Source organism: Quadrisphaera sp. DVD1, assembly GCF_058932755.1.
Genome location: NZ_JBZYWI010000147.1, coordinates 1 through 7,461, shown reverse-complemented (window position 1 = coordinate 7,461; position 7,461 = coordinate 1). Strand labels below are relative to the sequence as shown.

Genomic DNA, 7,461 nt, shown 5'->3' with positions numbered 1-7,461 from the left:
TCGCCGAGCACCTGTGCGAGGGCCCTGGCGAGGGCGCCGAGCCCGACCTCGAGCTGGCGCACCTGCTCGGGGCCGGCGCCCTTCTGGGGGCCGAACCCGCGCGCGGCGCCGTGCGGCCCGAGCAGCGGCACGTCGACGTCGGTGGCGGCGACCACCTGCACCCCGGCCCAGGCCGCGCGGACGGCGGCCAGCCCGGCCAGGTCGGTCGGCGCGACGCCCGCGAGCGCCCCGCCGCCGCGCGCCAGGACCCCTGCCGGCCCGGCGCCCAGGGCGGCGAGCAGACCCGCCCCGCCGTCGGTGGTGCCGGACCCGCCGAGGCCGACGACGACGCGGGTGGCGCCGGCCGCCCGCGCCGCGGCGAGCAGCTCCCCGACGCCGGCGGTGCTGGCCGCCAGGGGGTCGCGCTCGGCGGCGGGCACGAGCGCCGACCCGCACGCCAGGGCCGACTCCACGTAGGCGGTGGCGCCGACGAGCAGCACGGGCACCTCCAGCGGCGCGCCCAGCGGCCCGTGCGCCGCGACCGGCAGCAGGTCGCCCCCGAGGGCGCCGTGCAGCACCTGGAGGAACCCCGGCCCGCCGTCGGAGAGCGGCAGGAGCTCGACCTCGTCGTGCGGACGGCCCGCGAGCCACCCCTCGGCCATCGCCCGCGCCGCCTCGGGGGCGCTGAGCGTGCCGGTGAAGCCGTCCGGAGCGATCACCACGCGCACGGCAGGGCATCCTGCCCGCCTCTGCCGCCGGGCGGTAGGGGCGGGCAGGATGACGCGGGTGCTGAGCCGAACCCACCCGCCGGTGCGCGGGACCGTCCGCACCTGGAACGACGACGAGGGCTGGGGCGTCGTCGACAGCCCGCAGACCCCCGGCGGCTGCTGGGTGGGCCACGCCGCCGTGGTCATGCCCGGGCTCGCGACGCTCGTGCCGGGCACGGGGGTGGAGCTGACCTGGGTGGACGCCGACCAGGACGGCTTCCTCTACCGCGCGCTGACCGTGCGCCCGGACGGCGTCGACCCCGGCTACGAGCGCCCGTTCGCACCTCAGGCCGGGTCCGGCTCGGAGGCCGCGTCGTACACGAGCGCGCTCGGGATCGGGTTCGACGCGCCCTTCGAGCTGCCGGTCAGCCCTGAGCCGGAGCCCCCGCGAGGCGGGTGAGCAGCAGCGCCTCGGCCCGCGTCGCGCGCTCGAGCACCGCCAGCGAGAGCGACTCGTCGTGCCCGTGGGCGCGGGTGTCGGGGTCCTCCACGCCGGTGACCAGCACGGTGGCGTCCGGGAACTGCTCGGTGAGGTCGGCGATGAAGGGGATCGAGCCGCCGATGCCGGCGTGCACGACCTCGACGCCGCCCCAGGCCTCGCTCAGCGCCGTCCGCGCGGCGTCGTAGACGGGACCGGTGACGTCGCCGGCGAAGGCCTGCCCCGCCTCCAGCAGCTCGACCTCGACCCGCGCGCCGAACGGCGCGGTGGCCAGCAGGTGCTCGCGCAGGGCCGCGAAGGCCTCGGCCGGGTCCTGGCCCGGCGCCACCCGCAGGGAGAGCTTCGCGGCGGCCGAGGGCAGCAGGGTGTTCGACGCCTGGGCGATCGACGGCGCGTCCAGGCCCACCACGGTCAGGGCCGCGCGGGTCCACAGCCGCTCGGGCAGCGGTCCGGAGCCGATCAGCTCGACCCCGTCGAGCACCCCGGCGTCGGCGCGCAGGGCCCGCTCCTCCAGCGGCACGTCCGCCGCCGGGCCCGCGTGCAGGCCCGGCACCGCCAGCTCGCCGCCGGCGTCGCGCAGGCGGTCGAGGAGGCGGACCAGCGCCGTGAGCGCGTCGGGCACCGGGCCGCCGTACATGCCGGAGTGGACGGCGTGGTCGAGGGTGCGCACGGTCACCCGGGCCTCGACGAGGCCCCGCAGGCTGGTCGTCAGCGACGGCTGGTCGACGCTCCAGTTGTCGGAGTCCGCGACGACGATGACGTCGGCCGCCAGCCGGTCGCGGTGGCGCGCGAGGAAGTCGGTGAAGGACGGCGAGCCGACCTCCTCCTCGCCCTCGACGAAGACCACGAGCCCGACGCCGTCGCCGGGGCCCCAGGTGGGCAGCAGCGCGCGCAGCGCCCCGACGTGGACCATCACGCCGGCCTTGTCGTCGGCCGTGCCCCGGCCGTACAGGCGGCCGTCGCGCTCGGTGGGCTCGAACGCGGGGGTCGTCCACCCGTCCGCCGCGCCGGGCGGCTGGACGTCGTGGTGGGCGTAGAGCATCACGGTCGGCGCGCCGGGCGGCGCCGGGCGCCGGCCCACGACGGCCGGCGCGCCCTCGCTGCCGTCGGGGCGCGCGCCGGTGAGCAGCTCGACGTCGGCCAGCCCCGCGTCGCGCAGCAGGGCGGCCACCGCATCGGCGCTGGCGCGCACGTGGGCCTGGTCGAAGGCCGCGGCCGAGACGCTCGGGATGCGCACGAGCGCCTCGAGGTCGGCGCGGACGCCGGGCAGGACCTCCGCGACCCGCGCGGACACGCGCGCACCGGGAGTGGTGGAGAGGGGATCGACGGCCATGGCGAGCGAACGTAGCGCGGCCAGAAGTGGGTAGGAGCCCCGGCGTGACGAAGGACGGGACCGCTCCGGCGGCAGGGGGCGGCGAGAGCACCGCGACGGTGCTCGTGGCGTTCGGGGCGAACCTGGCGATCGCCATCGCCAAGGGCGTCGCGGCGGTGATCACCGGGTCGGCGGCGATGGCCGCGGAGACGGCGCACTCCGTGGCCGACACGGTCAACGAGGTGTTCCTCTTCACGGCCCTGCGCACCAGCACGCGGGCCGCGGACCGCACGCACCCCCTCGGGTACGGGCGCGCCCGCTACTTCTGGGCGCTCGTGGCGGCGGGCTCGATCTTCGTCACCGGCGCGCTGTACTCGGCCTACGAGGGCGTGCGGGCGCTGACCGAGGAGTCCACCGAGATCGAGAGCCCGCTCGTCTCCTACGTCGTCCTGGGCATCGCCTTCCTGCTCGAGGGCACCTCGCTGCTCAAGGGCCTGAAGCAGACGCGGGGCGAGGCGCGCGAGAAGCGGCAGACCTACCGCGAGTTCCTGCGCACCAGCGACGACCCGACGGCGACCACCGTGGTCTTCGAGGACAGCGCCGCGCTCATCGGCCTGGTGCTCGCCGGCGCGGGCACCGCCCTGCACCAGATCACCGGCTCCAGCACCTGGGACGGCGTGGCCAGCATCCTCATCGCGCTGCTGCTGGCCTTCATCGCCGTCCGGCTGGGGCGCTCCAACATGCGCCTCCTCACCGGCGTGCAGGCCGACCCCCGGATGGTGCGCGCCCTCGTCGCCTGGTTCGGCGACGAGGAGGAGGTCGAGGCCGTGGTCGACCTGCTGACCGTGCAGCTGGGCACCGACCAGGTGCTGCTGTGCGCCCGCCTGGACCTCGTGGACTCGCTGAGCGCCGCCGAGGTCGAGCAGGCGATGGTGCGCATGGGCCGCGACGTGCGCCAGCAGTTCCCCGACGTCGCGGAGGTGTTCCTCGAGCCGGTGCCGCGCGACGATCCGGAGGTGCGCGAGCGGGTGCGCGCCCGCTACGGGGACGAGCTCGCCACCCGGATGGTCCAGGAGGCGACCGCAGGACCGCAGGGCGCCAGCCGCGCGCCCTAGACTGGGGCGGTGTTCGGACGGACCAAGGAACCCGCTGTCGTCGCTCCCCCGCGCCCGGAGAAGGTCGGTGGGAAGAACCGGCCGACGCCGCCGCGCTCGGCGCGCGAGGCGGCCAACCGGCGTCCGCTCGTGCCGGCCGACCGCAAGGGCGCCACGAAGGCCTCGCGCACGACGTCGCGCGACGACCGCCTGCGCGCCCGCAACGGGATGCTCAACGGCGAGGAGCGCTACCTCACCGCCCGTGACCGCGGCCCCGTCAAGCGCTACGTGCGCGACGTCGTCGACGCCCGGCACAGCGCCGGCGAGTGGTTCCTCGTGTTCGTCATGGCGCTCCTGGTCGTCCAGCTGCTGGTGCCGAACATCCGGGTCCAGACGGTGACCATGGGCCTGCTGTGGACGGGCGTGCTCGTCGTCGCCCTCGACTCCGTCCGCCTCTCGCGGCAGCTGCGCGCGGGCATCACCGAGCGCTTCGGCGCCCCCGCGCTGGAGAAGGGCGTCGTCCGCTACGGCGTCATGCGCTCCCTCCAGCTGCGGCGCGGGCGCGTGCCGCGACCGGGCATCGCCCGGGGCGCCTCCCCGCGCTGAGCGCACGGGTCCGGTCCACCGCCGGTTCGTGGGAGGCGGGCGCGCCTCCTAGGGTCGGGGCATGGAATTCCGATACCTCGGCAACAGCGGCCTGAAGATCTCCGAGATCACCTACGGCAACTGGCTCACGCACGGCTCCCAGGTGGAGAACGACGTGGCCACCCAGTGCGTGCGCGCGGCGCTGGAGGTGGGCATCTCGACCTTCGACACCGCGGACACCTACGCCAACGGCAAGGCCGAGAGCGTGCTGGGCGAGGCCCTCAAGGGCGAGCGGCGCGAGTCCCTGGAGATCCTCACCAAGGTCTACTGGCCCACCGGGCCGGCCGGCAAGAACGACACCGGCCTCTCGCGCAAGCACATCATGGAGTCGATCAACGCCTCCCTGACCCGCCTGCAGACCGACTACGTCGACCTCTACCAGGCGCACCGGTACGACACCGAGACGCCGCTCGAGGAGACGATGCAGGCCTTCGCCGACGTCGTCCGCCAGGGCAAGGCCCTCTACATCGGCGTGAGCGAGTGGTCCGCCGAGCAGATCCGCGCCGGGCACGCGCTGGCGAAGGACCTCGGCATCCAGCTGATCTCCAACCAGCCGCAGTACTCGATGCTGTGGCGCGTCATCGAGGGCGAGGTCGTCCCGACCTCGGCCGAGCTGGGGCTCTCGCAGATCGTCTTCTCCCCGATCGCCCAGGGCGTGCTGACCGGCAAGTACAAGCCGGGCCAGGAGCCGCCGGCGGGCTCGCGCGCCACGGACGAGAAGGGCGGCGCCAACATGATCAAGCGCTTCCTCAACGACGACGTGCTCACCAGCGTCCAGAAGCTGCAGCCGGTCGCCGACGACCTCGGGCTGAGCATGGCGCAGCTCGCCGTCGCCTGGGTGCTGGCCAACGACAACGTCGCCGCGGCCATCGTCGGCGCGTCGCGCCCGGAGCAGGTGCACGACAACGCCAAGGCGGCGGGCGTGAAGCTGGACGCCGAGGCGCTGGCCCGCATCGACGACGCGCTGGGCGACCTCGTCGAGCGCGACCCGGGCAAGACGGTCGAGACCGCGCCGCAGACCCGCGTCGTCTGAGGCCGTCCGAGGACGAGCTCCCCGAGCCACCCCGATGGGCCTGCGCCCGGCTGCTACTCGGCCGGGCGCAGGCCCATCGGGCCGTAGACCCGCGTGCCGTCGGCGAGCAGGTGCACCTGCTCCACGCCGGCCGACAGCAGCTCCCGCCAGCTCTCCCCGACCCACGTCTCGGCGTCCGCCTGGGTGGGGAAGCCGGACGCCGGCTGGGGCGGGCCCGGCTCGACGCTGCGGCCCTCGGCGTCCTCGTACGACCACGTCCAGACCGTCACCCCGCCACGCTACTGCCAGGATGGGGGCGTGGGGCTTGGTGATGGACCGCGGTGGTGGGACGACTACGAGTGGGTCGACCTGTCCGCTCTGCCGACCGCGGAGCCGGCTGAGCAGCGCGGCCGGGGCGCCCGCCAGCGCGGCCGCGCCGCCTCGCGGCCGACGGAGCAGACCCCGGTGCAGACCGCGGTCGAGGCGCCCGCCGAGGTCGCTCCCGCGGTGCTCGCAGCACCCGAGCCGGACCCGCTGGCCGACGCCCTCTGCGCGCTGCTGACCGACTCCCCGCTCTGGGTGGACGCTCCCGGGCTGCGCGTGCTGCTCGTCGACCTCGACAACCTGCGCGCCGGTCCGGTGCGCTGGCGCGCCCGGATGGCCGCCGTCGTCACCCTCGCGCGCCAGGCCGACCGCGCCCACTTCGCCGGGCAGGCCGGGCCCGTGGGCCGCGCCCGGCCGCACCTGGCGGAGTTCGCCGACCAGGCGATCGCCGTCGCCGACGGCAGCGACGTGGCCGACCACGTGCTCCTCGACGCCGCCGCCGCCGACCTCGCCGCCGCGGACGGCCCCGTGCAGGTCGTCGTCGTGAGCAACGACGGGATCTTCGCCGACCTCGCCGAGAGCGGCCCGCTGGTCGTCCTCAGCCCCGGCGTCGAGGCCCTGTCCGACCGCCTGGACGACGCTGCGACCGACGTCCTCGACCTCGCCGCCCTCGAGCAGGACGTCGTCGCCAGCACCTGAGCGGCGAGCCGCCCGGCTCAGCCGGTGGCGCCCAGCACCAGCTCGACCGTCTCCTCGGGGGCGTCCCACTGCGGGAAGTGCCCGCACCGCTCGAACCAGTGCAGCTGCGCCGTCGGGAACAGCGTCGCGGCCCGCCGCGCCTGCGGGGGCAGGCAGATGCGGTCCTGGCGCCCCCAGCCGATGGTCACCCGCCCGGGCGTGCTCGACGCGCCCCGCTGGCGCGGGCCGGCGATGAGGGCGTGCAGGACGGCGTCCTCCGACGGCGCAGTGGCGTTGCCGACGAGCTCACGGGCGACCAGGTCGCCGGGCAGCGCCCAGGGCCGCACCGAGTACTGGGCGATCAGCGCCGTGCGGGTGACGGGGTTCGCGGCCAGCGCGGGCAGCAGCGGGCGCAGCCGCTTCAGCGCGGCGACCGAGGGCCGCAGGGTGGCGCTGAACCAGGCGAGCTCGGCGCGGCTCCAGAAGCCGCCCGGGTCGAGCGCGACGACGTCGCCGCCGACGCCGCGCCGGGCGAGCTCGAGCACCAGCCGGGCGCCGACAGAGGTGCCGACGAGGTCGGCCCGCTCCAGGCCCTCACCGACCAGGTGCGCCGTGACGGCGTCGGCGAGGTCGGCGATGGTCACCGCCGCCCCCAGCGGCGGGCTGTCGCCGAACCCGGGCAGGTCGGGGGTGATCACCTCCCGGTGCTGCACCAGGGCGGGGGCGACGAGGTCCCAGGAGCGCCAGCTGCCGCCGAGGCCGTGGAGCAGCACGAGGGGCCGCCCGCTGCCGCGGCGCACGGTGTGGATCGTCGGCGGGGTCTCAGGAGGCACGCTGCTCCCCTACCCCGCGGCGGTCGCCCCCAGCAGCCACGAGCCGCCGAGGGCCAGCGCCGCCAGGCAGACCAGGCCGAACAGCGCGACCCACAGCCCGCCCGGCAGGCGCGTCAGGCGGGCGAGCTGGTCGGCGTCGCTGTCGCGCGCCCGGCCCGTGCGGCGGGCGCGGGCCAGCTCGACGACCGGGCGCGGGGCGGCGAGCAGGAGGAACCACGTGAGCAGGTGCGCCGCGGTCGACTGCGCCAGCGGCGGCGCCCACCAGGTGACCGCGAGCACGCCGGCGCCGGTGACCAGGACGGTCCACAGGCCGAACCAGTTGCGGATCTGCACGAGCAGCAGCGCCAGGGCGACGAGCACGGCCCACAGCACGGCGGC

The 7,461-nt window shown here is 76.2% G+C and carries 10 protein-coding genes; 5 read left to right on the top strand and 5 right to left on the bottom strand.

Features of this window, described 5'->3' with window-relative positions; genetic code table 11:
• Positions 1-707, bottom strand: a 707-nt coding sequence (locus AC5FZL_RS14005; RefSeq protein WP_493619504.1) for a glycerate kinase, incomplete at its 3' end; no start/stop codon positions are given.
• A gap of 58 nt (positions 708-765) precedes the next feature.
• On the opposite strand from AC5FZL_RS14005, the gene AC5FZL_RS14000 reads away from it, so the two are divergent.
• On the top strand, positions 766-1,146 hold the full coding sequence (locus AC5FZL_RS14000) for a cold-shock protein (protein ID WP_493619503.1): 381 nt from the start codon (positions 766-768) through the stop codon (positions 1,144-1,146).
• On the opposite strand, the gene AC5FZL_RS13995 is transcribed toward AC5FZL_RS14000, so the two are convergent.
• Entirely contained in the window at positions 1,112-2,518 is a 1,407-nt protein-coding gene (locus AC5FZL_RS13995; protein WP_493619502.1) for a dipeptidase, read from the bottom strand. The genes AC5FZL_RS14000 and AC5FZL_RS13995 overlap by 35 nt on opposite strands.
• Before the next feature lie 44 nt (positions 2,519-2,562).
• Here AC5FZL_RS13995 and AC5FZL_RS13990 point away from each other — a divergent pair, with 44 nt between their 5' ends.
• The 3 genes from AC5FZL_RS13990 to AC5FZL_RS13980 all read left to right on the top strand — a co-directional run bounded on the left by AC5FZL_RS13990 (position 2,563) and on the right by AC5FZL_RS13980 (position 5,269).
• Positions 2,563-3,612: a cation diffusion facilitator family transporter gene (locus tag AC5FZL_RS13990; protein WP_493619501.1), complete on the top strand. Its 1,050-nt coding sequence runs from the start codon at positions 2,563-2,565 to the stop codon at positions 3,610-3,612.
• 9 nt (positions 3,613-3,621) lie between these two features.
• Positions 3,622-4,197, top strand: coding sequence for a DUF3043 domain-containing protein (locus tag AC5FZL_RS13985; RefSeq protein ID WP_493619500.1), 576 nt, complete (start codon positions 3,622-3,624; stop codon positions 4,195-4,197).
• 61 nt (positions 4,198-4,258) lie between these two features.
• Positions 4,259-5,269 carry an aldo/keto reductase family protein gene (locus AC5FZL_RS13980; RefSeq protein WP_493619499.1) on the top strand — a complete coding sequence of 337 codons (1,011 nt, stop codon included), beginning with the start codon at positions 4,259-4,261 and terminating at the stop codon, positions 5,267-5,269.
• A gap of 53 nt (positions 5,270-5,322) precedes the next feature.
• On the opposite strand, the gene AC5FZL_RS13975 is transcribed toward AC5FZL_RS13980, so the two are convergent.
• Positions 5,323-5,538 carry a hypothetical protein gene (locus AC5FZL_RS13975; RefSeq protein ID WP_493619498.1) on the bottom strand — a complete coding sequence of 72 codons (216 nt, stop codon included), beginning with the start codon at positions 5,536-5,538 and terminating at the stop codon, positions 5,323-5,325.
• Positions 5,539-5,566: 28 nt separating this feature from the next.
• Between AC5FZL_RS13975 and AC5FZL_RS13970 the strand changes: the two genes are divergently transcribed.
• Complete coding sequence (locus tag AC5FZL_RS13970) at positions 5,567-6,271, top strand: hypothetical protein (RefSeq protein ID WP_493619497.1); 705 nt, start codon at positions 5,567-5,569, stop codon at positions 6,269-6,271.
• A 17-nt stretch (positions 6,272-6,288) separates the two neighbouring features.
• Here AC5FZL_RS13970 and AC5FZL_RS13965 read toward each other — a convergent pair whose 3' ends face one another.
• A complete protein-coding gene (locus AC5FZL_RS13965; protein WP_493619496.1) occupies positions 6,289-7,083 on the bottom strand; it encodes an alpha/beta fold hydrolase in 795 nt (264 codons plus the stop codon).
• 9 nt (positions 7,084-7,092) lie between these two features.
• A partial coding sequence (locus tag AC5FZL_RS13960; protein WP_493619495.1) for a M50 family metallopeptidase occupies positions 7,093-7,461 on the bottom strand: 369 nt, incomplete at its 5' end.